This is a genomic window from Streptomyces sp. Ru71, from assembly GCF_002920535.1.
Taxonomy (GTDB): domain Bacteria; phylum Actinomycetota; class Actinomycetes; order Streptomycetales; family Streptomycetaceae; genus Streptomyces.
The window spans coordinates 33,718-58,608 of the sequence record NZ_PQSS01000001.1; the positions used below are offsets into that span (position 1 = coordinate 33,718).

Annotated in this window: 28 protein-coding genes; 14 read left to right on the forward strand and 14 right to left on the reverse strand. The window is 72.7% G+C overall.

Going from position 1 to position 24,891, the window contains the following annotated elements; translation table 11 throughout:
- Positions 1-68 precede the first annotated feature (68 nt).
- Positions 69-707: a PadR family transcriptional regulator gene (locus C3489_RS00190; protein WP_103778480.1), complete on the forward strand. Its 639-nt coding sequence runs from the start codon at positions 69-71 to the stop codon at positions 705-707.
- 298 nt (positions 708-1,005) lie between these two features.
- Here C3489_RS00190 and C3489_RS00195 read toward each other — a convergent pair whose 3' ends face one another.
- From C3489_RS00195 to C3489_RS00215, 5 genes are all read right to left on the reverse strand, one after another.
- Entirely contained in the window at positions 1,006-1,527 is a 522-nt protein-coding gene (locus C3489_RS00195) for a flavin reductase family protein (RefSeq protein WP_103778482.1), read from the reverse strand.
- 75 nt (positions 1,528-1,602) lie between these two features.
- On the reverse strand, positions 1,603-2,685 hold the full coding sequence (locus tag C3489_RS00200) for an acyl-CoA dehydrogenase family protein (protein ID WP_103778484.1): 1,083 nt from the start codon (positions 2,683-2,685) through the stop codon (positions 1,603-1,605).
- Positions 2,682-3,683, reverse strand: a complete 1,002-nt coding sequence (locus C3489_RS00205; protein WP_103778486.1) for an acyl-CoA dehydrogenase family protein — start codon at positions 3,681-3,683, stop codon at positions 2,682-2,684. Before C3489_RS00205 ends, C3489_RS00200 begins: the two co-directional genes overlap by 4 nt.
- Positions 3,683-4,852, reverse strand: a complete 1,170-nt coding sequence (locus tag C3489_RS00210) for an acyl-CoA dehydrogenase family protein (RefSeq protein ID WP_103778488.1) — start codon at positions 4,850-4,852, stop codon at positions 3,683-3,685. Before C3489_RS00210 ends, C3489_RS00205 begins: the two co-directional genes overlap by 1 nt.
- Positions 4,852-5,709, reverse strand: coding sequence for an enoyl-CoA hydratase (locus tag C3489_RS00215; RefSeq protein WP_103778490.1), 858 nt, complete (start codon positions 5,707-5,709; stop codon positions 4,852-4,854). The genes C3489_RS00210 and C3489_RS00215 overlap by 1 nt, the downstream gene beginning before the upstream one ends.
- 79 nt (positions 5,710-5,788) lie before the next feature.
- On the opposite strand from C3489_RS00215, the gene C3489_RS00220 reads away from it, so the two are divergent.
- Genes C3489_RS00220 through C3489_RS00235 form a run of 4 tightly spaced genes read left to right on the forward strand, consistent with a single transcriptional unit; the run spans position 5,789 to position 9,568 of the window.
- Positions 5,789-6,955: an acyl-CoA dehydrogenase family protein gene (locus tag C3489_RS00220; RefSeq protein ID WP_103778492.1), complete on the forward strand. Its 1,167-nt coding sequence runs from the start codon at positions 5,789-5,791 to the stop codon at positions 6,953-6,955.
- Positions 6,952-7,734, forward strand: a complete 783-nt coding sequence (locus tag C3489_RS00225) for an SDR family oxidoreductase (protein WP_103778494.1) — start codon at positions 6,952-6,954, stop codon at positions 7,732-7,734. The genes C3489_RS00220 and C3489_RS00225 overlap by 4 nt, the downstream gene beginning before the upstream one ends.
- Before the next feature lie 39 nt (positions 7,735-7,773).
- Entirely contained in the window at positions 7,774-8,361 is a 588-nt protein-coding gene (locus tag C3489_RS00230) for a TetR/AcrR family transcriptional regulator (protein WP_103778496.1), read from the forward strand.
- Between the two features lie 49 nt (positions 8,362-8,410).
- Positions 8,411-9,568, forward strand: a complete 1,158-nt coding sequence (locus tag C3489_RS00235) for an acetyl-CoA C-acetyltransferase (protein WP_103778498.1) — start codon at positions 8,411-8,413, stop codon at positions 9,566-9,568.
- A gap of 50 nt (positions 9,569-9,618) precedes the next feature.
- On the opposite strand, the gene C3489_RS00240 is transcribed toward C3489_RS00235, so the two are convergent.
- Genes C3489_RS00240 through C3489_RS00275 form a run of 8 tightly spaced genes read right to left on the reverse strand, consistent with a single transcriptional unit; the run spans position 9,619 to position 15,880 of the window.
- The gene (locus tag C3489_RS00240) at positions 9,619-10,206 is read right to left on the reverse strand and encodes a Dabb family protein (protein WP_103778500.1); all 588 of its coding nucleotides are present in this window, start codon (positions 10,204-10,206) and stop codon (positions 9,619-9,621) included.
- Positions 10,203-10,541 carry a hypothetical protein gene (locus C3489_RS00245; protein ID WP_103778502.1) on the reverse strand — a complete coding sequence of 113 codons (339 nt, stop codon included), beginning with the start codon at positions 10,539-10,541 and terminating at the stop codon, positions 10,203-10,205. Before C3489_RS00245 ends, C3489_RS00240 begins: the two co-directional genes overlap by 4 nt.
- Positions 10,538-11,455, reverse strand: coding sequence for an LLM class F420-dependent oxidoreductase (locus C3489_RS00250; protein ID WP_103778504.1), 918 nt, complete (start codon positions 11,453-11,455; stop codon positions 10,538-10,540). Before C3489_RS00250 ends, C3489_RS00245 begins: the two co-directional genes overlap by 4 nt.
- 12 nt (positions 11,456-11,467) lie before the next feature.
- Positions 11,468-12,385 carry a tyrosine-protein phosphatase gene (locus tag C3489_RS00255; RefSeq protein WP_103778506.1) on the reverse strand — a complete coding sequence of 306 codons (918 nt, stop codon included), beginning with the start codon at positions 12,383-12,385 and terminating at the stop codon, positions 11,468-11,470.
- A gap of 56 nt (positions 12,386-12,441) precedes the next feature.
- Positions 12,442-13,509 carry a nitronate monooxygenase family protein gene (locus C3489_RS00260; RefSeq protein WP_103778508.1) on the reverse strand — a complete coding sequence of 356 codons (1,068 nt, stop codon included), beginning with the start codon at positions 13,507-13,509 and terminating at the stop codon, positions 12,442-12,444.
- The gene (locus C3489_RS00265; RefSeq protein WP_103778510.1) at positions 13,506-14,261 is read right to left on the reverse strand and encodes a CoA-transferase subunit beta; all 756 of its coding nucleotides are present in this window, start codon (positions 14,259-14,261) and stop codon (positions 13,506-13,508) included. Before C3489_RS00265 ends, C3489_RS00260 begins: the two co-directional genes overlap by 4 nt.
- Positions 14,258-15,109, reverse strand: a complete 852-nt coding sequence (locus C3489_RS00270) for a CoA transferase subunit A (protein WP_103778864.1) — start codon at positions 15,107-15,109, stop codon at positions 14,258-14,260. The genes C3489_RS00265 and C3489_RS00270 overlap by 4 nt, the downstream gene beginning before the upstream one ends.
- An 18-nt stretch (positions 15,110-15,127) precedes the next feature.
- A complete protein-coding gene (locus C3489_RS00275) occupies positions 15,128-15,880 on the reverse strand; it encodes an enoyl-CoA hydratase family protein (RefSeq protein ID WP_103778512.1) in 753 nt (250 codons plus the stop codon).
- A gap of 80 nt (positions 15,881-15,960) precedes the next feature.
- Here C3489_RS00275 and C3489_RS00280 point away from each other — a divergent pair, with 80 nt between their 5' ends.
- From C3489_RS00280 to C3489_RS00320, 9 genes are all read left to right on the forward strand, one after another.
- On the forward strand, positions 15,961-16,740 hold the full coding sequence (locus tag C3489_RS00280; RefSeq protein WP_103778514.1) for an SDR family oxidoreductase: 780 nt from the start codon (positions 15,961-15,963) through the stop codon (positions 16,738-16,740).
- A gap of 13 nt (positions 16,741-16,753) precedes the next feature.
- Positions 16,754-17,668, forward strand: a complete 915-nt coding sequence (locus C3489_RS00285) for an SDR family oxidoreductase (protein WP_103778516.1) — start codon at positions 16,754-16,756, stop codon at positions 17,666-17,668.
- Positions 17,669-17,876: 208 nt separating this feature from the next.
- The gene (locus C3489_RS00290) at positions 17,877-18,677 is read left to right on the forward strand and encodes a 2-keto-4-pentenoate hydratase (RefSeq protein ID WP_103778518.1); all 801 of its coding nucleotides are present in this window, start codon (positions 17,877-17,879) and stop codon (positions 18,675-18,677) included.
- Positions 18,674-19,579 (forward strand): acetaldehyde dehydrogenase (acetylating), encoded by a 906-nt coding sequence (locus C3489_RS00295; RefSeq protein WP_103778520.1) that lies wholly within the window; start codon positions 18,674-18,676, stop codon positions 19,577-19,579. The genes C3489_RS00290 and C3489_RS00295 overlap by 4 nt, the downstream gene beginning before the upstream one ends.
- Positions 19,576-20,601, forward strand: coding sequence for a 4-hydroxy-2-oxovalerate aldolase (dmpG, locus tag C3489_RS00300; RefSeq protein ID WP_103778522.1), 1,026 nt, complete (start codon positions 19,576-19,578; stop codon positions 20,599-20,601). The genes C3489_RS00295 and dmpG overlap by 4 nt, the downstream gene beginning before the upstream one ends.
- Positions 20,602-20,633: 32 nt before the next feature.
- Positions 20,634-21,794, forward strand: a complete 1,161-nt coding sequence (locus C3489_RS00305) for a Rieske 2Fe-2S domain-containing protein (protein ID WP_103778524.1) — start codon at positions 20,634-20,636, stop codon at positions 21,792-21,794.
- 1 nt (position 21,795) lies between these two features.
- Positions 21,796-22,023, forward strand: a complete 228-nt coding sequence (locus tag C3489_RS00310) for a hypothetical protein (protein ID WP_103778526.1) — start codon at positions 21,796-21,798, stop codon at positions 22,021-22,023.
- Positions 22,016-23,077: a ferredoxin--NADP reductase gene (locus C3489_RS00315; RefSeq protein ID WP_103778528.1), complete on the forward strand. Its 1,062-nt coding sequence runs from the start codon at positions 22,016-22,018 to the stop codon at positions 23,075-23,077. Before C3489_RS00310 ends, C3489_RS00315 begins: the two co-directional genes overlap by 8 nt.
- Positions 23,078-23,122: 45 nt before the next feature.
- Complete coding sequence (locus tag C3489_RS00320) at positions 23,123-23,899, forward strand: SDR family oxidoreductase (protein WP_103778530.1); 777 nt, start codon at positions 23,123-23,125, stop codon at positions 23,897-23,899.
- 56 nt (positions 23,900-23,955) lie between these two features.
- Here C3489_RS00320 and C3489_RS00325 read toward each other — a convergent pair whose 3' ends face one another.
- The gene (locus C3489_RS00325) at positions 23,956-24,816 is read right to left on the reverse strand and encodes an IclR family transcriptional regulator (RefSeq protein WP_103778532.1); all 861 of its coding nucleotides are present in this window, start codon (positions 24,814-24,816) and stop codon (positions 23,956-23,958) included.
- Between the last annotated feature and the right edge of the window lie 75 nt (positions 24,817-24,891).

Consider the following 24,891-nt stretch of genomic DNA (forward strand, 5'->3'; position numbering starts at 1 on the left):
CACAGGCTTGTCGGACGATGCTACGGCGACGCGTCCCCGGGTGATCGCTCGCTCCGTACACTGTCGCTGTGGCTGCGCAGAGGAAACCCGCGACGGAGAGTGCCGGTACGCCGGACGGTGAAGGGCGGCCCGCGCTGCCGGCGACCAGTTGGGCGGTGCTCGGGCTGCTCTCCTTCGGGGAGGAACTGTCCGGCTACGACGTGAAGAAGTGGGCGGACTGGTCGTTGCGCTTCTTCTACTGGAGCCCGTCCTTCAGTCAGGTCTACGGCGAGCTGAAGCGGCTGGAGAAGGCCGGTTACGTCACTGCCCGCATGGTGGCCCAGGAGACCGGGAACCGGGACAAGAAGGTGTACCGGATCACCGCCGAGGGGTTGGAGGCGGTGCGTACCTGGGCGCGCGAGGCGCCGGTCGAGCCGCCGGTGCTCAAGCACGGGGTGATGCTGCGGCTGTGGCTGGGGCATCTGCTGGATCCCGAGCAGATGCGGGAGGTCCTGGGGCGGCATCGGGAATACGCCGAGACGATGCGACGGCGGGCCGAGGCGGACGCGGAGGGGTCACGGGGGCGCGAGGAGTGGGCGTACCCGGCGCTAACGCTGCGCTGGGCGGAGCGGTATTACGCCGCTGAGCGGGATCTTGCTGATGCGATGCTTGCGGATGTTGAGGAACTGGCGGGGCGGGAGGGGGGCTCGGCGTCGTCGGCGTCGTAAGTGTCGACGTGTTTGCCTGCGGCGGCCCGTCGCTGTTTCGTTGTGGTTGCTCGCGCAGTTCCCCGCGCCCCTTATATGCCTGCGGCGGCCCGTTGCTGTTGCGTCGTGGCTGGTGTAGCGCCTGCGGCCGGTGGTCACGGCGGGGCCGGGGTGGGGGGTGTCCGTCCTCGGTCCGGCCCGCTGTCTCCGACGCGGTGAGGGTCGGCGGTGCCGGCCGCTGCGGGCGGACACCCCCCACCCCGGCCCCTTTCCGCCGTGCGCGGGTGTCGCGCCGTCGTGTCTTCCGTCTCCGCCTCGCTCAGCAGTGGGACTCCACCCGACCGTAGGTTCGCCGGAAGTACACCAGTGCGCCTGTGTCCGCCGGTGTCGCCGTGAGCGAGGTGACCCTGCCGAGGGCGACGGTGTGGTCGCCGCCGGGGAGCGTGGCGTGCAGGTCGCACTCGATCCAGGCGAGCGCCCCCTCCAGCAGGGGCGCTCCGTTGCCGCCCGGACGCCAGGCCGTGCCGGCGAACTTGTCGCCGCCGGTCACCGCGAACCGGCGGCACAGTTCCTCCTGGTCCGCCGCCAGGACGTTGACCGCGAACCGGCCGAAGCGGCGGATCCTCGGCCAGGTCGTCGAGGTGTGCGCGGGGCAGAAGCACACCAGGGGCGGCTCCAGCGACACCGAGGAGAAGGACTGCACCGCCATACCGACGGGGCGGTGCCCGTCGAGCGCCGTGACGACCGCGACCCCCGTGCAGAAGCGGCTCAGCACATCGCGCAGCGTGGCGTCGTCGACGCCGGGCGAGGGGGCGTTCCGTGCGGTGTCCGTGTACGGCATCGTCAGCCTCCGGTATGCCTATTCGAAGTATTTCGATTAGAAACACCGCCATTGGACCGCGCCCGGAACGCCGCGTCAAGCGCCCCCGGTGGCGGTCAGGCCCAGGCCTGCGGCCAGCCGCTCTCGGTGCCAGGTGGGTGAACCGAAGAGTCGGCTCGATCCGTGCGCTCGCTTGAAGTAGCGATGGGCGCAGTGTTCCCAGGTGATGGCGATACCGCCGTGCAGCTGGATCATCTCGCCCGCGACGGCCGAGAACGCCTCCGAGCACGCCGACTTGGCCGCCGCCGCCCTGCGTGTCAGTTCCGGTGAGCCCTCCGCCGCGGCGACCGCCGCCCCGAGCGCCGCCGAACGGGCGGCCTCTACGTTGACGTAGGCGTCCGCCAGCCGGTGTTTCACGGCCTGGAAGGAGCCTATGGGGCGGCCGAACTGGACTCGTTCCTTGGCGTACTCCACCGTGAGCTCCAGGCAGCGCTCCGCCGCGCCGACCTGTTCGGCGGCCAGTGCGGTGCAGGCCAGGTCCAGCACCCTGGTGAGAATCCGTTCGCCGTCGCCTTCCTCGCCCACGATCCGGCCCTCGGCGCCGTCCAGTACTACGCGGGCCTGGGCCCGGGTCAGGTCCATGGTCGGCGTGGGCTCCCGGCGCACTCCGGGGTCGTCCACGGACACCTCGAACAGCGACAGGCCGCGGGCCGTTCGGGCCGCGACCAGGAGGACGTCCGCCCGGGCGCCGTCCAGCACATGATCCTTGACCCCGCTGATCCGCCGGACGGCTCCGGTCGCCTCAGCGGCTCGCGCCGCTATCGCCGCCGGGTTCCAGCTGCCCTGTTCGGCCCAGGCCAGGGCGCCCACCGACCGGCCCTCGGCCAGCGGCGGCAGCAGGCGGGTGCAGGCCGCCCCGTCTTCGGAGGCGAGCAGCGCCTGTACGGTCAGTACGGCGGAACCGAGGCAGGGGACCGGGCTGAGTTCGCGGCCCAGTTCCTCCATCAGCGTGTGGATCTCCAGCGGGCCGCCGCCGGCTCCGCCGTACTCCTCCGGGACCGCCAGGGCGCACACCCCTATCTGTTCGGCCAGCGGCCGCCATGCCGCTTCGCCCTCGTGGCGGATGAGCAGGGAACGTATGGCCGCGCTCAGTTCCCGCTGTTCCTCGGTCGGTCTCATGCGTCTGCTCCTTGGTGGGTGAGGACGCGGGCGCGGCAGTACGCCGGTGTGCCCCAGGCGGAGCGCAGCGCACCCGCCTTGCGGATCCACAGGGACAGCGGCAGTTCGTCGGTGTAGCCGAGCGCGCCGTGCAGTTGCAGCGCGGTACGGGCCGCTGTGTGCGCCGCCTCGCACGCCGTGAGTTTTGCCGCGGCCAGGTCGGTGTGGTTGCCGGAGGGGGCGCCGAGCGTCAAGGCCGCCGCGTGGACCAAGGGTTCGGCGAATTCCAGGGCGATCAGGGTGTCCGCCAGCCGGTGTTTGACCGCCTGGAAGGAGCCGAGGGGGACGCCGAACTGGGCGCGCTGTGTGACGTGTTCGACCGTGCCGGCGAGCAGCGCCCGGCCTACGCCGAGGGCCTGGGCCGCCGTGGTCAGCATCGCTATGTCGGTGGCGTGGGCCGCTGCGGCCCTCACTCGCGGGCCGCGGGCGATTACCGTTCCGGCCTGGGGGCGTGCCAGTCGTCGAGCCGGGTCGGTGGAACGCTGGAGAGGGCCGTGGGATTCGGCGAGGCGCAGTTCGTCCCCGTCGACGACGAGGACCGCGTCGGCCGCGTCGGCGTCCAGCGCGAAGGGAGCGTCGAGGGACGGTATGGAGAGGGTCACCGCGGCCTTGCCGGAGGCTATGCCCGGCAGCCAGGCGCCGGCTGCTTCCGCGGCGCCGAGTTGGTTCAGCAGCGTGGCCGCTGCCGCCGTCTCCACCAGGGGGCCGGGGGCCGCGTGCCGGCCCAGCTCGGTGAAGGCGACGGCCAGTTCCACCGGCAGCGGGCCGAGGCCGTCGTACTGCTCGGGTACGGCCAGGGCGAACACGCCGGCCTCCGCGAGCCGCGACCAGAGTGCGCGTCCTGGGGAGTGGTCGCCGTCGGCCCAGGCGCGCACCACCGAGGGGGTGTCGGCCGCCGTGAGGAGGGCGTCCAGGGAGCGGGCGAACGCGCGCTGTTCGTCGTCGAGGAGGAAACGCATCACCGGCGTCCTTTCGGCAGACCGAGCAGCCGCTCGGCGATGATGTCGCGCTGGATCTCGTTGGTGCCGGCGTAGATCGGTCCGGCCAGTGAGAAGACATGGCCCTCGGCCCAGCGGCCGCCGTCGGGTGCCTCGGGGGCGTCGTCGGCGAGTTCGCCGAGCGGGCCGAGCAGGTCCAGGGCGGTGTCGTGGAGGGCTATGTCCAGCTGTGACCAGAAGACCTTGTTCAGGCTCGACTCCGCGCCGATCGCTCCCCCCGCCGCCAGCCGGGAGGCGGCGGCGTAGGTGAACAGCTGGTAGGCGCGGGCGCCCACGACCGCGTCGGCGACCCGGTCGCGCAGGGCCGTGTCGGACGGGTCGGCGCAGGACCGCCACAGCGCGGTGAGCCGGTCGGCGGTGGCCAGGAAGCGGCCCGGGCTGCGCAGGGTCAGCCCGCGTTCGTTGCCGGCCGTGCTCATCGCCACCCGCCAGCCCTGGCCGGGTTCGCCGATCACGTCCTCGTCCGGTACGAAGACGTCGTCCAGGAAGAGTTCGGCGAAAGCGGGCTTCCCGTCGAGCCGGCCGATGGGCCGTACGGTCACTCCTTCGGCGTCGAGCGGGAACATCAGGTAGGTCAGGCCCCGGTGCGGGCGGTCGGCGTCCGGGTCGCTGCGGAACAGGCCGAATGCGCGGTCGGCGAAGGCGGCCCTGGACGACCAGGTCTTCTGTCCGTTGAGCAGCCAGCCGCCGTTGGTCCGGGTGGCCGTCGAGCGCAGGGAGGCCAGGTCGGAGCCGGCTTCCGGCTCGGACCAGGCCTGCGCCCAGACGACCTCGCCGCTCGCCATGGACGGCAGGATCCGGGTGCGCTGCTCGGGCGTGCCGTGCTCGAAGAGGGTCGGTGCGAGCAGGCTGACGCCGTTCTGGCCGACCCGGCCGGGTGCCCCGGCGGCGTAGTACTCCTCCTCGAAGACCAGCCACTGCACCAGGGACGCTCCCCGGCCGCCGTACTCCTCGGGCCAGGTCACCGCCGACCAGCGGCCGGTGAACAGGGTGCGCTCCCACTCCCGGTGCGCGGCGAAACCCTCCGCGGTCTCCAGGGAGGGCAGGGGGTCGGCGGGGACATGGGCGGCGAGCCAGGCGCGGACCTCGGCCCGCCATGCCTCCTCGGTGGCGCTGAAGGCGAGATCCATCAGGAGGACGCCTCCTTCATCGCCTTGACGTCCATGCCGCCCAGGGAGTCCCGGGCGGTCTCCGCGTTGTGCGCGTGGGCCAGATGGTGCAGCCCGAACACCGAGTCCAGGCCGGCGTGCAGGCCCTGCAGGTCCTCCGCCTGGTTGACCGCGCGCTTGGCCAGCGCCAGTCCCATGCGCGGCATCTCGGACACCCGCAGTGCCAACTCCATGGATTCGGCGTGCAGTTCGTCGCGCGGTACCACCCGGTTGACCATGCCGACCTCGTACGCGCGCCGGGCGGTCATCCGCTCGCCGGTGTACAGGAACTCCTTGGCGATGCGCGGCGGCATCACCCAGGGGTGGGCGAAGTACTCCACGCCGGGGATGCCCATGCGGACCACCGGGTCGGCGAAGAAGGCGTCCTCGGACGCGACGATCAGGTCGCACACCCAGGCGAGCATCAGACCGCCCGCGACGCAGGCGCCCTGCACCGAGGCGATCAGCGGCTTGGGCAGCTCCCGCCAGCGGCGGCACATGCCCAGGTAGACCTCCGACTCACGGGCGTAGCGGCTCTCCGCGCCGCCCTTGTCGGAGTGGTCCCACCACAGTCCGGCCCGGCGCTCGAACGGCAGATGGGCGTCGCGCCCGGGCGTGCCGATGTCGTGCCCGGCGGAGAAGTGCTTCCCCGCCCCGGCGAGGATCACGGCCTTCACCTCGTCGTCGTCCGCCGCGCGGTAGAACGCCCGGTCCAGGGCGTACGTCATCGCGGAGTTCTGGGCGTTGCGGTATTCCGGGCGGTTCATCGTGACCACGGCGACAGGGCCGCGGCGCTCATAGGTCACCGGGTCGTCGGGCGACGTGCGGGCAGTCGGCATCCGCCCCCTCCTTTTCTAACAAGTGTTTGGTAGGTTAACGTCCGGGACGTCAGCCGTCGAGAGCCGTCCGGAGCCGCCCATGAACGACGTCGAGGAGTTCCGCACCGAGGTCCGCGCCTGGCTGCGGGCCAACCTCACCGGTGAGTTCGCCGCCCTGCGCGGCCGCGGCGGACCGGGCCGCGAACACGAGGCGTTCGCCGAACGGCTCGCCTGGGAACGGCACATGGCCGCCGCCGGCTGGACCTGTGTCGGCTGGCCGAAGGAGTACGGCGGCCGGGGCGCCACGCTGGAGCAGCAGGTCGCCTTCCACGAGGAGTACGCCATCGCCGAGGCCCCCGCCCGCGTCAACCACATCGGCGAGCAGCTGCTCGGCCCCACCCTCATCGCCTTCGGCACACCGGAGCAGCGCGAGCGCTTCCTTCCGCCGATCGTGGCGGTGGAGGAACTGTGGTGCCAGGGTTACAGCGAGCCGGACGCCGGGTCCGACCTGGCAGGCGTGCGCACCAGGGCCGAACTCGTCGGCGACGCCTGGGTGGTCACCGGACAGAAGACCTGGACGTCCCTCGCGCACGAGTCCGACTGGTGCTTCGTCCTCGCCCGCACCGAGCCCGGCTCCGCCCGCCACCGGGGACTGTCCTACCTGCTGGTGCCGCTGGACCAGCCCGGTGTGGAGGTCCGGCCGATCACCCAGCTGACCGGCACCTCCGAGTTCAACGAGGTCTTCTTCGACGGGGCGCGCACCGCCGCGTCCCACATCGTCGGGGCGCCCGGCGAGGGCTGGAAGGTGGCCATGGCCACCCTCGGCTTCGAACGCGGCGTGTCCACCCTTGGGCAACAGGTCGGCTTCCGGCGCGAGCTGGAGGCGATCGTCGACCTGGCGAAGCGCAACGGCGCGGCCCGGGACCCGCTGATCCGCGACCGCATCGCCCGGGCCTGGACCGGCCTGGAGATCATCCGCTGCAACGCCCTGCGCATGCTCGAAGGGGTCGCCGCCGGGGCGCCCGGACCCGAGGCGTCCATCGGCAAGATCTTCTGGGCCACCTGGCACCGCGAGCTGGGCGAACTGGCCATGGACGTGTGCGGCGCCGACGGGATGCTGGCCGCCGGTGAGCCGTACGACCTCACCGACTGGCAGCGGCTGTTCCTCTTCTCCCGCGCCGACACCCTGTACGCCGGCACCAACGAGATCCAGCGCACCATCATCGCCGAGCGCGTCCTCGGCCTGCCCAAGGAGGCACGCCCGTGACCCCACCGCCCTACGAGCCCGGCCATGGGCTCCTCGACGGCCGCGGCGCCGTCGTCACCGCCGCAGCGGGCGCCGGCATCGGCGGGGCGACCGCACGCCGGCTGCTGGAGGAGGGCGCCCGGGTCGTCGTCTCCGACGCCCACCCCCGCCGCCTGAAGGAGTACGCCGCGCAGCTCGCCGACAGCTTCGGCGCCGACCGCGTCGCCGCCCTGCCCTGCGACGTCACCGACGAGCGCCAGGTCGCCGCCCTGTTCGACCTCGCCGAGGAACAGCACGGCCGGCTGGACATCGTCGTCAACAACGCCGGACTCGGCGGCACCGCCGACCTCGTCGACATGACCGACGAACAGTGGGGGAGAGTCCTCGACGTCACCCTCAACGGCACCTTCCGCTGCACCCGCGCCGCCCTGCGCCGGATGCAGGCCGCCGGACAGGGCGGGGTGCTCGTCAACAACGCCTCCGTGATCGGCTGGCGGGCCCAGCGGGGGCAGGCGCACTACGCCGCCGCCAAGGCCGGCGTCATGGCACTCACCCGCTGCGCCGCCCTGGAGGCCGCCGAGTTCGGCGTCCGCGTCAACGCCGTCGCGCCGAGCCTCGCCATGCACCCGCACCTGGTGAAGGTCACCAGCCCCGAACTGCTGGAGGAACTGACCACCCGGGAGGCGTTCGGGCGGTACGCCGAGCCGTGGGAGGTGGCCAACGTGATCGTCTTCCTGGCCTCCGGCTACTCCTCGTACATGACCGGCGAGACCGTCTCGGTCAGCAGCCAGCACCCGTGAGGCCGCGATGACCCCGCGCCGCACGACGGCCGGCCGGCGGTGACCGCCGCGCCCGAACGGCGCGAGGCCCTCCTGGCCACCGCCGCCGAGGTGTTCGCCGCACAGGGCTACCGCGCCACCACCGTCCGGAAGATCGCGGACGAGGCGGGGATGCTCGCCGGCAGCCTCTACTACCACTTCGACTCCAAGGAGTCGATGCTCGACGAGATCCTCACCGGCTTCCTGAACGAACTGTGGGCCCGCTACGACGCCGTCCTCGCCGCCGGCCTCGCCCCCCGCCCGACCATCGAGGCCCTCGTCACCGAGTCCTTCCGGGAGATCGACCGGCACCGCGCCGCCGTCGCCATCTACCAGAAGGAAGCACGGCAGTTGCAGACCCAGCCGCGCTTCGCCCACCTCGCCGACTCACAGGCCAGGTTCGAGAAGGCATGGCTGCACACGCTGGAGCGCGGAGTGGCCGACCGGTCCTTCCGCGCCGATCTCGACGTCCGGGTCACGTACCGCTTCCTGCGCGACACCATCTGGGTCGCCGCCTCCTGGTACCGGCCGGACGGACAACACAGCGCCGAGGAGATCGCCCGCCAGTACCTGTCCATGGTGCTGGAAGGCATCACCCGGCGCGCATGACACCCCGAACAACCCCGAACGTCCCGACAGCGAACAGGAGTGGTCGATCATGGCCGAGGCCTACATCGTCGAAGCGGTGCGCACCCCGGTCGGCAGGCGCGGCGGCGGACTGTCCGCCGTCCACCCCGCCGACCTCGGCGCGCACATACTGAAGGCGCTCATGGAGCGCTCCGGTGCCGACCCGGCGGCCGTCGAGGACGTCGTGTTCGGCTGCCTGGACGCCGTCGGCCCGCAGGCCGGCGACATCGCCCGCACCTGCTGGCTGGCGGCCGGCCTGCCCGAGGAGGTGCCCGGCGTGACCGTGGACCGCCAGTGCGGCTCCTCCCAGCAGGCCGTGCACTTCGCCGCGCAGGCCGTGCTGTCCGGCACCCAGGACCTGGTCGTCGCCGGCGGCGTGCAGAACATGTCGATGATCCCCATCGCCTTCGCCACCCGCCAGGCCGCCGAACCGCTCGGCCTCACCCAGGGCCCCTACGCGGGCTCCGAGGGCTGGCGGTCCCGGTACGCGGACCGGCCGGTCAACCAGTTCGCCGGCGCCGAGATGATCGCCGCCAAGTGGGGCATCTCCCGCCGCGACATGGAGGAGTTCGCGCTGCGCTCCCACCAACGGGCGCTCCGCGCCATCGACGAGGGCCGCTTCGACCGCGAGGTCGTCCCCTACGGCGACGTCACGACCGACGAGGGCCCGCGCCGCGACACCAGCCTGGAGAGGATGGCAGGCCTGAAGCCCGTCCTGGACGGCGGCACCATCACCGCCGCCTGCTCCTCCCAGGTCTCCGACGGCGCCTCCGCGATGCTGCTCGCGAGCGAACGCGCCGTCCGCGAACACGGGCTGACCCCGCGCGCCCGCATCCACCACCTCTCCGTGCGCGGCGAGGACCCCATCCGCATGCTGTCCGCGCCGATCCCCGCCACCGCGTACGCGCTGAAGAAGGCCGGGATGACCCTCGACGACATCGACCTGGTCGAGATCAACGAGGCATTCGCGCCCGTGGTGCTGGCCTGGCTGAAAGAGACCGGCGCCGACCCCGACAAGGTCAACGTCAACGGCGGCGCCATCGCCCTCGGCCACCCCCTCGGAGCCACCGGCACCAAGCTCATGACCACCCTTCTGCACGAACTGGAGCGCACCGGCGGCCGCTACGGCCTGCAGACCATGTGCGAGGGCGGCGGCCAGGCCAACGTGACGATCATCGAACGGCTCTGACGGTCCTTCATGAAGGAGCGGCGCCCGTCCCCAGACGGGCGCCGCGCTTGTCATCCCGTCAGCGGGTGTTCGCTCCAGCGGAAGACATGGGCCAGTTCCGGTGCCACGACCCCGCCGCCGGGCACCTCGCCGTCGAACCAGCGGTCCACGCAGGTCCAGTGGTAGGGATGGCCCAGATACGCGGCCAGGCCGCCGAGGTCCGCGTACTCCTGCTCCCACACATGCGTCCACCGCGAGGGCGTGAGCGACTGGTCCACACGGCTGAGCGCCCAGGACCGGATCGCGGTGATGTGGTCCGGCATGGCGAGCAGGTCCCGCTCCAGCCGGGCCACCAGCGTGCCGGACGTGCCGGGGCGCACGGTCAGCAGCAGCGTCCGCTTCACGCGCGGGCCGGCCGGCGGGACGCTGCGGCCGCGCACGGGCGCCAGCGCCACCGCGTCGAGGGGCGGCGGCAGGCCGGCGTCGGCGGCGATCCGGGCGGGCGGCCGGTCGGCCGTCACGTCCCAGGTGGCGCCCGTACCACCGAAGCTGCCCGGCAGGTCGGGCGCCGCCGACGAAGCCGACACACCGGGAAGCCCGCCCGCGGCGTCGTACGCCTGGCTCCCGCCGGCCGGGAGCAGCGCCACCCAGCGGGTCATGCCGCGCCGCCTTCCCCGTCCTCGTCGGGGTCGACCGGTTCGAGCACCTGACGCTTACGGCCCCGGGCGATCTCGTCCGTAGCCGCCCAGAACGCGGTCACCCGAGGGTCCCGTTTCGCCGCCGACCGCGCGGCGAAGAACGCCCCGCTGTCCGGCAGCGACCACAGGATCCGCACCGCCGCCGTGTCCGGCCCGGTCCAGGTGCGCCACACGCGCTCGGCGACCATGCCGCGCTCGCGCGCCCCCGGCAGATACTCCGTGCGCCAGCGACGCAGCCATCCTTCGACCTGATCGCCCGTCAGGACCACGGTGTCGAGGATCTGGACCGCGGTCACGCGAGCTTCTCCAGCACCTCGACGCGGTAGCGGTCGACCTGGTCGCGCAGTGCGGCGAGCCCGCGCGCGCCGGCCAGTCCGTCCGCGCCCCGGATACGCGGCGCGATGACGAGCCGGGTCGCGCCCGCGTCGGTGAAGCCGCGTACCCAGGACGGATCACCCTCCCGTTCCCGGTCGCAGGAGCCGGGCCACACGGTGATCTCCACGGCGTCCTCGGGCCGCCCGGCCGCGCGGGCCGCCTCGCGCAGCAGCCCGGCCTGGCGGGCGAAGTCCTGCGGCCCGATCGTGTACGGGAACCAGCCGTCGCCGATGCGGCCCGCCCGGCGCACGGCCGGGTCGCTGTTCCCGCCGAGCACGACGGGCACGGCCCCGCCGCCGGGCCGGGGCAGCGAGTGCAGGCCGGCGAAGGAGACGTGCCGTCCGCGGAACGCGGCGGGGGCGTCGGCCCACAGCGCGCGCATGGCTCCCACGCACTCCTCCAGCCTGCGCCCCCGGTCCTGGTAGGGCACACCGACGGCGGCGTACTCCTCCTTCTGCCAGCCGATGCCGAGCCCCAGCATCAGCCGGCCGCCGGAGTGCCGGTCGATGGTCGCGGCACGCTTGGCGAGCACCACGGGGCTGTGCAGCGGGGCGACCATCATGGCGGTGCCGAACCGCAGGTCGGTGGAGGCACCGGCGAGGAAGGCGATGGTCTCCAGCGGGTCGGGCATGGGGACGGAGCCGGAACCGCCCGGTATGCGGCCGTCGTCGGAGTACGGGTAGAGCGGCTCGTACCCCTCGGCGACGACGACGTGCTCGACCGTCCACAGCGACTCGACACCGCACTCCTCCAGCGTGCCGGCGAGGTCGCGGAGGAAGCCCCCGGAGGTGATCAGGCCGTCGGTGAACGGTGCCATCATTCCCAGTCGGAGCATGGTTCGGATCCTTCACTTCAGCAGCGCGGCGCGCAGTCTCGCCAGGGTCGGGACGTCCAGGCCGAGGCCCTCGGTGAGATAGCCGAGGAGGCCGCCGTAGTCGTGCTCGGCCTGGGCGAGGGCCGCTTCGAGGTAGTCCTCGCGGACCTCCTGGAGCGGGATCAGCAGGTCCGGGTTCTGCATCAGACCGGCCTTGCGCAGTCCCTCGCGGACCGCGCGGTCGGCGTCCGCGCGCAGGGCGTTGGACAGCAGGTAGTCCTGCTCGGCGGCCCCGGACGGCACGCCCACGGCACGTAGCAGCAGGTAGCTCATCCAGCCGGTGCGGTCCTTGCCCGAGGTGCAGTGGTACAGCAGGGGAGACCTGCGGTGGTCGGCGATGTCCCGTACCGTGTCCGCGAACTGCCGCCGGTCGGTCGGGTCGGTGACGAAGGCGCGGTAGACGGAGCGCATGATCTCCTCCGCCTTGCCGTCGCCGAGCATCTCCTGCTGCCGTACCGGGTCCGCCGAGCCGATGACCTGCTGGAGCCGGGCGGACAGCCCCAGGTCGGTCACGGGCCGGGAGGTCACCGTGAGGCCGTCGGGGAGACGGTCGGCGCCGTCGTGCCGTACCTCGTCCGGCACCCGGAAGTCCACGACGGTGCGCAGGCCCAGCGCGGACAGCCTGGTGACGTCGGCGTCGGTGAGCCTGGCGAGCGAGTCGGCCCGGAACACCCGGCCGTGGCGCACCTGGCGGCCCGTGACGGTCGTCAGGCCGCCGAGATCACGGACGTTGACCGCGCCGTCGAGCGGGACGACGCCGCCGGGGTGGGAGGGGGCGGTGGCCGTGGGCGGGGCCGGGGCCTGGGCCGCCGCGGCGATGGGCGGCGAGCCGAGGGCGACGGTGCACAGGACGACGGCGGTGGTCAGATGACGGACGAGCGGAGTACGCATGAGAGCAACTCCCAACGGGATGAGGGGTGTCCCCGTGCCGGGGCGGTGTGCGGCCGTCAGCCCTCGGCGGAGGGCAGCGCGCGCAGGGTGGCCTGTGCCTCGGCCATGATCCGGTCGACGAGTTCGGCGCAGGACGGCAGATCGTCGATCAGGCCCGCGACCTGGCCCGCGGCCATCACACCGAGGTCGGTGCGGCCGTCGACCATCGAGGCCTTGAGGAGCATCGGGGTGTTGGCGGCCAGCAGGACCTGACTCCACCTCAGATCCCTGCCGTGCTTCATCGCGAGGCCGTCGCGGACCATCCGCGTCCAGCTCATGCCGGACTCGCGCCGAAAGGCGGCGGCGTGGCGCACCGCGCGCAGCAGCACGGCCGCCCGGCCGGACCGCTCCAGCGCGTCCACCAGGTCGGTGCGCAGCATCCGGTGCGGCAGGCCGTCCACCTTGGTGGTGACGGTGACGTCCTGGACCGTCGCCGCCAGGTATCTGGCCTTGACCGCGTCCGGGACGGTGCTGTCGGAGGTGAGCAGGAAGCGGGTGCCCATGGCGATCCCCGCGGCCCCGTACGCCAGTGCCGCGACCAGCCCGCGGCCGTCGCGGAAGCCGCCGGCCGCGATCACCGGGATGTCGACGGCGTCGACGACCTGGGGCAGCAGGACGCTCGTGGCGACGCTCCCGGTGTGGCCGCCGCCCTCTCCGCCCTGCACCACGACGGCGTCCGCGCCCCAGGCGGCGACCTTCTCGGCGTGCCGCCGGGCGCCGATGGACGGGATGACCACCACCCCGGCGTCCTTGAGCCGGGCGATCAGCTCCCGGGAGGGTGCCAGCGCGAAGGAGGCGACCTTCACGCCCTCCTCGATGATGATCCGCACCCGCTCGGGCGCGTCGCCCGCGTCCGCCCGCAGATTGACCCCGAAGGGCGCGTCGGTACGGGAGCGGACCTCGCGGACGGCCGAGCGGAGCCGGTCCGGGGTCATCGTGGCGGAGGCGAGGATGCCGAGCGCCCCGGCGTTCGCGGCGGCCGACACCAGCCGGGGACCGGCCACCCAGCCCATGCCGGTCTGCACGAGGGGATGGCGCACGCCGACGAGTTCGGTGAGCGCGGTCGGGATCGTGACGTCGCTCATGCCGCCGGCACCTCGCGCTCGCGCAGCCGCTGGGGGTCGATGACCTCGCGGATCATCCGCAGTTCCTCGGTGGTGGGCTCACGGGTGTACGGCACCTCGTCGGGGACGGTGAGGGGGAAGCCGGTGGCCTGCGTGACCTGCTGCACGGTGACGCCCGGGTGCAGCGAACTCAGCCGCATCGTCCGGTCCGGGGTCTCGAAGTCGAAGACGCCGAGGTCGCTGACGACCCGCGCGATGCGGTGGTACCGGCTCGCCGACGGGCCGGCCGCGGCGGCACGGTCGTAGCCGACACCCGAGACCATGTCGACCCGCTCGACGAACACCCGGGGGGAGTGCCGGGGCACCCAGTAACTCGTCGGATTGTTCAGTGTGTTGCCGGGTGCGCCGCGCACGCCCAGCAGTTGCCGCCTGGGCCGGGCCCAGTCGCCGATGCAGGAGATGTTCTGGTTGCCGTACTGGTCGATCTGGCTCGCGCCCATCATCACGTGCCGCCGCCCGGTGGCGACCAGGGCCAGATGCTGCCGGTACGGCAACCAGCCCTCGATCACCTCGGCCCGGGCGCCCACCGCCGGGACGTCCGCCGTGAGCAGTGCCTCGCCGTCGGTCAGCAGCAGGTCGGGGGAGAAGGTCAGCCTGGCCAGCCGGGCGCCGATCGCCGGGACGGTGCCCATCGGGCTCGCCAGGATCTCGCCGGCGTCCCGCCAGGCTTCGGCGCAGGCCACGGCGCAGTACTCGGCCCGGGTGACCGTCATCGGGCTTCCTCCTCGTGGAAGGCCGCCACCGCGGCCTGATAGGCGTCCTCGTCACCGGAGAGGAACCGTTCGGTGAAGGCCCGCCAGGCCTCCGGGTCCCGGGCGGCCTGCGCGTAGGCGCGCTGGAAGGCCTCGTCGCGGTCGTGGTCGGGGACGCAGGACGTGAAGTGGGCCCCGTTGGGTGTCTCCACCACGCCGTTCACGAACGCCCGCTTGACCAGCAGGGACTGCGGACCGGACTCCTTGAGCAGGTCGGCGGTGTCCACGATCCGCTCGCAGGAGAGATAGGCGGTGTCGGCGGCCTCGCAGAACAGGTCGTCGAAGTACGGGTCGGGGCCCAGGTACTGGCCGTTGCCGTGCACGTCGGCGCGGTTGAGGTGGACGAGCGCGGCGTCCAGCCGCAGGGCGGGCACGGCGACGAGCTCCTCGCCGTCCGCGTACGGGGAGGTGACCGTCCGCAGCCGCGGGTTGACGCGCAGGACGTCCGAGGCGAGTCCGGCGCGGATCGGCAGGAAGGGCAGCCGCTGCGCGGCGGCCGTCAGGCCTGCCATGAACATGGCCTCGTCCAGCTCCACCATCTCGAAGGCCGCGCGCTGCCGGGCCGCGGTGAAGTGCGGCTCCAGCGGTATGGAGTCCAGGGTGGCGAACGCCGCGACCAGCTTGCGGATCCTCCCGGCGGCGGCGAGGAGGCCGACGTCCGGGCCGCCGTAGGAGACCACGGTCAGATCGGTGACGTCCGAGCGCAGCAGCGCCCGCACCAGCGCCATGGGCTTGCGCCGCGACCCCCAGCCGCCGATGCCGATGGTCATGCCGCTCTCCAGGCGGCCGACCACCTGCTCGGCGGTCATCGTCTTGTCCCTGCTCACTTAACCCAGCTCCTGTTCCGTGCCGAAGGTGTCGCGGACGCGGTCGGCGACACCGCTGAGGTTGGCCTCGAAGGTGAAGCCCTGCTCGAAGCGGTAGCTGCGGCGGACGTCCACGGGGTCGATGCCGTTGATCGCGGCCTTGGCCAGGCGGATCAGCGAGCCGTCCTTCGCGGCGATCTCACCGGCCAGCTCCAGGGCGGCATCCTGCAGCCGCTCGCGCGGGACCACCCGCCACACCGATCCGTGCCGGTGCAGCTCCTCGGCCGTGACGGTGCGTGAGGTGTAGTACAGGGCGCGCATCAGGTGCTGCGGGACCAGCCGGGCCAGGTGCGTGGCCGCGCCGAGCGCGCCCCGGTCCAGCTCGGGCAGGCCGAAGGTGGCGTCGTCGGCGGCGACGATCGCGTCGGCGTTGCCGACCAGACCGATGCCGCCGCCCAGGCAGAAGCCGTGCACGGCGGCCACCACCGGGACCTCGCAGTCGTACACCGCCGCGAACGCCTCGTAGCAGCCGCGGTTGGCGCCGACGAGGGCGTCGTGACCGGCCGTGCGCTGGATCTCCTTGATGTCGACGCCGGCGTTGAAGCCGCGCCCCGCCGCGGTGAGCACCACACAGCGGACCTTCGGATCGGCCCCGGCGGCGCGCACCGCGGCGGCCAGCTCGTACCAGCCCGTGACGGGGAGGGCGTTGACCGGGGGGAAGTCCACGGTGACGACGGCGACGCCCTCTTGCGGGGCGGAGGTGGAGACACCCATGAGCGGATCAGCTACCTTTCCACCAAACGTTTGTTAGGTGTGCAAGGTAGCAGCGGTCCGCGCGCTGCGGGAGGTGCTCATTGGCGACGATCATTGATCTGACCGGATGTGTGACGGTGGTCACAGGCGGCACCCGGGGGGTCGGAGCGGGGATCGCCCGCGCCTTCCTGGAGGCCGGCGCGCAGGTCGTGACCTGCGCGCGCACGGCCCCGGACCGGCCCGTCGAGGCGGCCGGGCGCACCGCCCGCTTCCTCCCCGTCGACCTGCGCGACCCGGGCGCGGTGGACGCCTTCTTCATGCGGGTGCGCGACGAGTACGGGCGCCTGGACACCCTCGTCAACAACGCCGGCGGCACCCCCTTCCGGCTGCTCGGCGAAGGCGGCGCCGAACGGCACGCCCGCGTGGTCGAGTTGAACCTCCTCGCCCCGCTGACCGCCTCGCTCGCCGCGTACGAGGTGATGCGGGAGCAGGAGTCGGGCGGGTCGATCCTGATGATCGGCAGCGTCAGCGGCACCCGGCCCTCGCCGGGCACCGCGGCCTACGGCGCCGCGAAGGCGGGCCTGGACCACCTCGCCCGGTCCATGGCCGTGGAGTGGGCGCCGACGGTGCGGGTCAACACGCTCGTCCTCGGCATGGTCCGCACCGAACTGTCCCACCTGCACTACGGCGACGAGGACGGCATCGCCGCCGTCGGCCGCACCGTGCCGCTCGGCCGGCTCGCCGAGCCCGCCGACATCGGCGACGCCTGCGTCTTCCTCGCCTCCGACCGGGCCGCCTACGTCACCGGGGCGAGCCTGCACGTCCACGGCGGCGGCGAACGCCCGGCGTTCCTGGACGCCGCCACCGTCAACCACTCCTGACGAAGGGAACCCCATGACCACCGGAATCTGCACCGGACGCGTAGCCGCCGTCACCGGCGCCGGCCGCGGACTCGGCCGCGCGCACGCCCTCGCCCTCGCCGCCGAGGGAGCCCGCGTCGTCGTCAACGACCTCGGCGTCGGCCTCGACGGCACCGGAGGGACCGCCGGGCCCGCCCAGCAGGTCGTCGACGAGATCCACGCGCTCGGCGGGCAGGCCGTCGCCCACACCGGCGACATCACCACCTCCGACGGCGCCGCCTCACTCGTCGCCACCGCCCTGACGGCCTTCGGCCGCCTCGACGCCCTCGTCAACAACGCCGGGTTCCTGCGCGACCGCATGCTCGTCAACCTCGACGAGGACGACTGGGACGCGGTGATGCGGGTCCACCTCAAGGGCCACTTCCTGCCGCTCAAGCACGCCGCCGCCCACTGGCGTGCCGAGGCCAAGGCCGGCCGCACCCCGCAAGCCCGCGTGATCAACACCAGTTCCGGCGCCGGACTGCTCGGCAGCGTCGGCCAGGGCAACTACTCCGCCGCCAAGGCCGGAATCGTCGGCCTGACTTTGGTCGCGGCTGCCGAGATGGCCCGCTACGGCGTCCAGGTCAACGCGATCGCCCCCGCGGCCCGGACCCGGATGACCGAGCGGACCTTCGCCGACACCATGGCCGCCCCGGCCGACGGCGGCTTCGACGCGATGGCCCCGGAGAACGTCTCCCCACTCGTCGTCTGGCTGGCCTCCACCGCCTGCGCCGGGGTGACCGGCCGCGTCTTCGAGGCGGAGGGCGGCCGCATCACGGTCATGGAGGGCTGGCACCCCGGCCCCACGGTGGACAAGGGCGCCCGCTGGACCCCGGCGGAGGCGGGAGAGGCAACCCTGAAACTCCTCATACAGGCGCAGGCCCCGCAGCCGGTGTACGGGGCGCACTGACGCCTGGGGCGCGATGGCGAGAACGGTGACCGCAACGCCGAGAAGGGGCGCGGAGGACTGCGCGACGAGCCACCACGCACCCGCACCCGGCAACGCGCTCCAGACCCCGACGGCGCTCCTTCCCAGTCAGCGGGAAAACCCCCTCCCCGCCCGCCCCGCACCCCCCTTAGCCTCCCCGAACAGCCCGACGCCCCCGCGAAGGACACCCATGCTCACCGACCCCCAGCGGCAGCGCGCCGCGCAGATCCTGCGCACCGCCGAGCACCGCCGAACCCCCGTCGACCCCCTCACCGACACCTTCCCTGACATCGGCACCGAGGACGCCTACGAGATCCAGCTCCTCAACATCCGTCACCGCCTCGCCGCCGGGGCCCAGGTACGCGGACACAAGGTCGGCCTCTCCTCCCCGGTGATGCAGCGGATGATGGGCGTCGACGAGCCGGACTACGGCCACCTGCTCGACGACATGGAGCTGAGCCCCGACACCCCCGTGCCCGTCGCCCGCTACTGCCACCCCCGCGTCGAGGTCGAGGTCGGCTTCGTCCTCGGCGACGACCTGCCGGGCGAGGACTGCACACCCCAGGACGTGCTCCACGCCACCGAACGCGTCGTACCCGCCCTGGAGTTGATCGACAGCCGCATCCGCGACTGGAGGATCTCCATCGCCGACACCATCGCGGACAACGCCTCCTCCGCCGGATACCTCATCGGCGAGGGCCGCGACCCCCGCGAACTGGACCTGAAGGCCATCGACGCCCGGCTGACCAGCGGCGGCGAACTGCTCGCCGAGGGCCGCAGCGACGCCGTGCTGGGCGACCCCGCCGTCTCCGTCGCCTGGCTCGCCCGCACCGTGGCCCGCTTCGGCGTCCCCCTGAAGAAGGGACACGTGGTGCTGCCCGGCTCCTGCACCCGCGCCGTCGACGTGACGGCGGGTCAGACGTTCACCGCCGAGTTCACCGGGCTGGGCCAGGTCTCCCTCACGTTCACCGAAGGTGATGCACCGTCATGACGACCACCCGGAACAAGGCCACGGCCGCGATCGTCGGATCCGGCAACATCGGCACCGACCTGCTGTACAAGCTGCTCCGCTCCGACCTCGTCGAACCGCGCTGGATGATCGGCGTCGACCCGGACAGCGAGGGCCTCGCCCGCGCCCGCAGGGCCGGCCTGGAGGCGAGCCCCGACGGCGTCGAGTGGCTGCTCGCCCAGGACGAGCTCCCCGACATCGTCTTCGAGGCGACCTCCGCCTACGTCCACCGCGCCAACGCCCCCCGCTACGCCGAACTCGGCATCAAGTCGGTCGACCTCACCCCGGCCGCCGTCGGCCCCGCCGTCGTGCCGCCCGCCAACCTGCGCGCGCACCTCGACAAGCCCAACGTCAACATGATCACCTGCGGCGGCCAGGCCACCATTCCCATGGTGTACGCGGTCTCGCGCGTCGTGCCCGTGCCGTACGCGGAGATCGTCGCCTCGGTGGCCTCCGTCTCCGCCGGACCCGGCACCCGTGCCAACATCGACGAGTTCACCCGCACCACCTCGCGCGGCATCGAGACCATCGGCGGCGCCGAGCGCGGCAAGGCGATCATCATCCTCAACCCGGCCGAGCCGCCCGTCATCATGCGCGACACCGTCTTCTGCGCGATCCCCGAGGACGCCGACCACGCCGCGATCGCCGCCTCCGTCAAGGAGATCGCCGAGCAGGTCGCCGCCTACGTGCCCGGCTACCGGCTGCGCGGCGAGCCGCAGTTCGACGCACCCCGCCCGGAGAACGGGGGGATGGCACGGGTCGCGATCTTCCTGGAGGTGGAGGGCGCGGGCGACTACCTGCCGCCGTACGCCGGGAACCTCGACATCATGACCGCCGCCGCCACCAAGGTCGGCGAGGAGTTCGCGAAGGGGATCATCGCGTGAGGACCTACTCCGACACCCTCGACATCCGGGTCACCGACTCCTCCCTGCGCGACGGCTCGCACGCCAAGCGGCACCAGTTCACCGCCGAGGACGTCCGCTCCGTCGTCGCCGCGCTCGACGACGCCGGTGTGCCCGTCATCGAGGTGACCCACGGCGACGGACTCGGCGGCTCGTCCTTCACCTACGGCTTCTCCAGGACGCCCGAACAGGAGCTGATCAAGGTCGCCGTGGACACCGCGCGGCGGGCGAGGATCGCCTTCCTGATGCTCCCCGGGCTCGGCGTGAAGGACGACATCCGGGCCGCCCACGGCAACGGCGCGAGCGTGTGCCGCATCGCCACCCACTGCACCGAGGCGGACATCGCCGTCCAGCACTTCGGACTGGCCCGCGACAGGGGCCTGGAGACGGTCGGCTTCCTGATGATGGCCCACTCCACGACACCCGAGAAGCTCGCCCGGCAGGGCCGCATCATGGCCGACGCGGGCTGCCAGTGCGTGTACGTCGTCGACTCGGCCGGAGCCATGGTCATGGACGACGTCACCGCCCGCGTCGAGGCCCTGATCGCCGAACTCGGCGACGACGCCCAGGTCGGCTTCCACGGCCACGAGAACCTGGCCCTCGGCACCGGCAACTCCATCGCCGCCATCCGGGCCGGAGCCGTCCAGATCGACGGCTCCACCCGCCGCCTCGGTGCCGGCGCCGGCAACACCGCCGTCGAGGCGCTCGTCGCGGTGTGCGCCAAGATGGGCATCCGCACCGGCATCGACGTACTGAAGATCATCGACGCGGCCGAGGACGTGGTCCGCCCGGTGATGGACGAGGAGTGCCGACTCGACCGGCTCGCCCTGCTGATGGGCCACGCCGGGGTCTACTCCAGCTTCCTCAAGCACGCCTACCGGCAGGCCGAGCGCTACGGCGTGTCCGGCGCCGAGATCCTGCTGCGCGCGGGCGAGCGCCGCCTGGTCGGCGGCCAGGAGGACCAGCTCATCGACATCGCCGTGGAACTCGCCGCGCGGAACTGACCCGTACCACCGACACACACATGGAGGACCGGATGACGGCGATCGACGAAGAGGTCCGGGTCATCGACGCGGGCAGGCCGCCGGCGCGGTTCGCGCGGGGCTGGCACTGCCTCGGCCTCGCCGAGAGCTTCAAGGACGGAAAGCCCCACGAGATCGAGGCGTTCGGCACCAAACTGGTGGTCTTCCAGGGCGCCGACGACCAGCAGCTGCACGTCCTCAACGCCTACTGCCCGCACATGGGCGGCAACCTCGCCCACGGCAGCGTCAAGGGCGACACCGTCGCCTGCCCGTTCCACGACTGGCGCTGGTCCGGCAACGGCCGCTGCGCGGACATCCCGTACGCCCGCCGGGTCCCGCCGCGCGCCAGGACCCGCTCCTGGCTCACCCTGGAGCGCAACAGGCAACTGTTCGTCTGGCACGACCCGGAGGGCAACCCCCCGCCGCCCGAGGTGACCATCCCCGAGATCCCCGGCGTCCACGGGCCGGAAGCGGACCAGTGGAGCGAGTGGACCTGGAAGTCGCTGCGCGTGGAGGGCTCCAACTGCCGCGAGATCGTGGACAACGTGGTCGACATGGCCCACTTCTACTACGTCCACTTCTCCTTCCCGACCTACTTCAAGAACGTCTTCGAGGGCCACATCGCCATCCAGTACATGGAGAGCAGCCCGCGCCAGGACGTGGACCTCGGCACCCTCAGCGCCCCGCTGCGCTCCGACGCCTCCTACTACGGCCCCTCCTACATGATCGACTACCTGTGGTCGCCCGTGGCGGAGGGCGTCGAGATGGAGATGGTGCTGATCAACTGCCACTACCCGATCGACGAGAACAGCTTCGTGCTGCAGTACGGCGCGATCGTCAGGAAGCTCCCCGGGATGACCGACGAGCAGGCCGCGCAGGCCGCCGAGCTCACCTCCGACAGCCTGGCCAAGGGCTTCGAGCAGGACGTGGAGATCTGGCGGAACAAGACCCGCATCGACAACCCGCTGCTGACCGAGGAGGACGGCCCCGTCTACCAACTGCGTCGCTGGTACGAGCAGTTCTACGTCGACGCCGCCGACGTCAAGGACGAGATGACCCGGCGCTTCGAGTTCGAGCTCGACACCAGCCGCGCCAACGAGACCTGGCGCTCGGAGGTCGAGGCCAACCTGACCCGCCTCAAGGCCGAGGCGGCGGCCACGGAGACCGGAGCCTGACATGCAGCCCGTGGAGTGCGCGACCTGCGGCAACCAGGTCCTGTGCGAGAAGTTCAGCATGGCCCACACCTCCGTGCAGTGGACCGCCGAAGCGGCCGTCGTCTGCGCGGAGTTCCGCGGCCGGGTCACCGAGGGCGGCAGCACCGCCCGGATCCGGACCTGCCGGGCGCTGCGCGAGAGCATCGACCGCGCGGTCGAGGAGGGCACCCTGGAGGTCGCCGATGTCTGAGCCGACGTCGGAGCCGGTGCCGGCCGGCCCGCGCACCCACCGGCTGCGCGTCACCGAGGTGATAGCCGAGACGGCCGACGCGCGCTCCCTGGTGCTCCAGGCACCGCCGCAGAGCGCCGGCCGCTTCGCCTACCGGCCCGGCCAGTTCCTCACCCTGAAACTGCCCGGGCCGGACGGGAAGCCGGCCGCCCGCTGCTACTCCCTGGCCAGCTCACCGCACACCGGGGAGCCGATGAAGGTCACCGTCAAACGGGTGGCCGGCGGACACGGCTCCAACTGGGTGTGCGACCACGTCACGGCGGGCGACGAACTGGAGGTGCTGCCCCCGGCCGGCACCTTCACCCCGGACTCCTTCGACCGGGACCTGCTGCTCGTCGCCGGGGGCAGCGGCATCACCCCGGTGCTGTCCATCGCCAAGTCCGCCCTGGCGCAGGGTCAGGGCCGGGTCGCCCTGCTCTACGCCAACCGCGACGACACCTGCGTCATCTTCCGTGAGGAACTGCGCAGACTGAGTGAGGACCATCCCGAGCGGCTGCTCGTCCTGCACTGGCTGGAGTCGCTCCAGGGCCTGCCGGTGGCCGGCCGCCTGGCCACCGCGCTCGCGCCCTACGCCGACCGCGAGGCGTACCTCTGCGGTCCGGAGCCGATGATGGACGCGGCCGAACAGGCCCTGCGGGCGCTCGGCGCACCGGGCGGCCGGATCCACCGGGAGCGGTTCTTCTCCCTCGGCGCGGACGTCTTCGACGCGCCCGCCGTGACGCCGGAGGCGCCCGCGGAAGGCGGCAGCACGGCCCAGGTGGAGCTCGACGGCGAAACCCGCACCCTCACCTGGCCGTCGGCCACTCCACTGCTCGACGTCCTGCTGGCCGCCGGGGTGGACGCCCCGTACTCCTGCCGGGAGGGCGCCTGCAGCGCCTGCACCTGCCGGGTCGTCACCGGCGAGGTGAAGATGATCCGCAACGACGTCCTGGACGACCAGGACATCGCCGAGGGCTACGTCCTGGCCTGCCAGGCACTGCCCCTGACTGACCGCATCGAGATCACCTACTCCTGAACCCCCTCAGTCCGCCAACCACGCAACGCCTTCAGGGAGCCGACCATGCCCCGCACCTGCCTCGTCACCGGAGCGGCCTCCGGTCTCGGCAAGACCACCGCCGACCTCCTGCGCACGCGGGGCCACACCGTCATCGCGGCCGATCTGAAGGACGGCGACATCCACGCCGACCTGTCCACGACCGAGGGACGGCGCGAACTGATCGCCGAGGCAACGGAGTTGAGCGGAGGACGGCTCGACGCCGTCATCGCCTGCGCCGGGATCGCGCACTTCGGCCCGCTCACCGTCCAGGTCAACCACTTCGGTGCCGTGGCCACCCTGGAGGGCCTGCGCCCGCTGCTGGCCGCCGGCACCGAGCCCCGGGCCCTCGTCGTGGGCTCGATCGACTCCGTGCACCCGACCGACCCCGCCATCGTGGACGCCGCGCTGGCCGGCGACGAGGAAGCGGCGGTGGCCGCGTCCCGGGCGGCCGTCGAGCGCGGCGAGGGACACCTCGTCTACTCCTCGTCCAAGGCCGCCGTCTCCCGCTGGGTCCGCCGCCGGGCGATCACCGGGGACTGGGCCGGCGCGGGCATCGCGCTCAACGCCGTCGCGCCCGGAGTCGTCGTCACCCCGCTGACCCGGCCCCTGCTCGACGACCCCGAGATGCGGGCCCTCGTCGAGCAGAGCGTGCCGATGCCACTGCACGGCCACGCCCGGCCCGAGCAGATCGCCCCGCTCCTCGCCTGGCTGACCTCGCCCGAGAACACCCATGTCACCGGGCAGGTCGTCTTCGCCGACGGCGGCGCCGACGCCGTCCTGCGCGGCGACAGCACCTGGTGAGAGCGGCCCGGCCCGGTCACCTCCGGCCCGGCCCGGTCACCTCCCGGCCGGCCGGCTCACATCCACTCGCTGAACCGCAGCCACGCCATCATGGTGTCCATCGCGGGCTCCGGAACACTCGGCTCGATCCCCGCCACAGCCGTCTGCGCCTGCCGGCCCGGCCCGAACATCGCCTGCCACACCGCCCGGGCGCAGCCGCGCACGGCCGGGGCGATCCGCTCCAGCTCGCGGTGGGCGCCGTTGCCGCACACCGAGATCGCGGCGATGGCCCGGCCCGCCCCGCGCAGCGGCGCCGCCACACAGGACACCCCCCGGAACCCCTCCTCGTGGTCGAAGGCCACCCCGCGCTCCCGCACCATCGCCAGCTCCCCGCGCAGCGACTCGGGCCGGGTGATGGTGCGCGGCGTCCTCGGCCGCAGTCCCTGCCCGATCACCTGCTCCACCAGGGCGGCGTCGCTGAAGGCGAGGATCGCCTTGCCGGAGGCGGTGCAGTGCGCCGGCTGCCGACCGCCCACCCGCGAGGGCACACCCGAGTCGTCCGAGCCGCCGATCCGCTCCAGGTACACCACCTCGGCGCCGTCGAGCACCGTGAGGTGCACCAGATGGCCGGTGGCCTCGTGCAGCGTGTGCAGATGGGGCAGGGCCGCCCGGCGCAGCCGGTTGTGGTGCGTGGCCAGGGCGCCCAGCTCCAGCATGCCCAGCCCCAGCCGGTAGTCGCGGCCCTCCCGCTCCAGCCACCGCAGCTGCACCAGCTGGTCGAGAATGCGGTGCGCCGAGGACCGGGGCAGGCCTGAACGGCGTACGACCTCGGTCAGGGTGAGCCGCGGCTGTGCGGTCTGAAAGGCACTCAGTACTCTCGCCGCCTTCTCCAGCAGGGACAGCGGCGGGTGACCGGCCTCGACAGCGTGCATCGTCATCGGCACCTCCCACACGGACGGCCGGCAGCCCCGGGGCGGGGCCGTCACGGCGATCTGGCGTGGAGACTGCCAGCG